At 73.4% G+C, this 1,126-nt stretch carries 2 protein-coding genes; both read right to left on the reverse strand.

Annotated features, from left to right (window positions below):
- Positions 1–109: 109 nt before the first annotated feature.
- Positions 110–724 carry a GOLPH3/VPS74 family protein gene (locus tag ACFFNX_RS50750; RefSeq protein WP_378213670.1) on the reverse strand — a complete coding sequence of 205 codons (615 nt, stop codon included), beginning with the start codon at positions 722–724 and terminating at the stop codon, positions 110–112.
- On the reverse strand, positions 721–1,126 hold a 406-nt coding region (locus ACFFNX_RS50755; protein WP_378213671.1), incomplete at its 5' end, for a hypothetical protein. The genes ACFFNX_RS50750 and ACFFNX_RS50755, both read right to left, overlap by 4 nt.

A 1,126-nucleotide genomic window follows, 5' to 3' on the forward strand; every position in this document is an offset into this window, starting at 1 on the left:
ATTCACCGGGGCACCGCCCCGGCGGGTCTGCGTTGTCGCTTCATTCAAGCACTCAGAACTCACGGTAATCGGTCGGCTACTTTGGGTCAATACGGTATCCGATGGTGGGTCAGGAGCCTCCGGAGGCGGCGGCCCGCATCCCCCGGATGACCGCGCGGAGGGCGGGGACGACCGGGCCCAGCGGCTCCGCGGGCCGGTCGATCCGCTGCTCGCGGACGCGCTTGTCGGTTGCGGCGACCGCCGGGAGGCCCGCCGCGTCGGCCAGCACGAGGAGCGCCGCGTCCGCCGGGTCCGGGCGGTCCTCCCGCAGCGCGCGGCGTACGTCGTTGGTGATCTGCAGCACCGGCTGGAGGTCGGGCACGGTGATCGTCGCCCGGCGGGGGCCGAAGTGATGCCGGACGGTGATCCGACCGTCCGCGCCCAGCTGGTCCCTGATGGCCCGTTCGACGGATCGGTGCCCGGCGCGTACCCAGTGCTTCCAGCTCTGTCCTGGTGCGGCCTCGATCTCGGTCAGCGCCGCACGCAGCACGGGATCGTCGCAGCCGCCGGTGCGTTCGGCCGGCATCGCGCCGTCGCGATCGACGATGTGGCCGCGAAGCAGGAGCTCGGCGAGGACGGCGGCGCGCAGGGCGTACCGGAGCTCGAAGCGGCGGGCGATCCGCTGCCGGCCGGTGTCGTAGGCGAGCAGGTACAGCCGCTGCGGGAGCGTGGTCGAGTCGTTCATGATCGTGCAGCCCTCGGATGGACGGGCTCGGCCGGCCGTACGCCTTCGAGGCGACGGCCGAGCAGGCCGAGCAGGATGGTCATGACGACGCCGATCACCATCAGGCCGACGGTGTCCGGCGCGGTATGGGTGTTCGCGACGACGCCGAACACGGTGTGCGCGATGAGCGCACCGGAGATCGCGGCCAGCCGGTGCCGGCTCGTCCAGCCCGCGGCGGCCGTCCAGCGCCACAGCGCGACGCCCACGCCCATCGCCAGTCCGGCCGCGACGAGCATCGGAGCCGGCACCCAGGCGCCGTGCGTGAACGCCGGATGCCGCGCCCCCGCGAACGGATACAGCAGGCCGAGGAACCCGAACACGGCGACCGCGCTCACCACGCCGGCGACGGCGGGCCGCGGCACC

The sequence above is a fragment of the Actinoallomurus acaciae genome (genome assembly GCF_042429965.1).
Taxonomy (GTDB): domain Bacteria; phylum Actinomycetota; class Actinomycetes; order Streptosporangiales; family Streptosporangiaceae; genus Actinoallomurus; species Actinoallomurus acaciae.

What these genes read in the sequence shown, in the direction of transcription:
- ACFFNX_RS50750 (WP_378213670.1), bottom strand. Translation starts at nt 724, where the DNA reads ATGAACGACTCGACCACGCTCCCGCAGCGGCTGTACCTGCTCGCCTAC.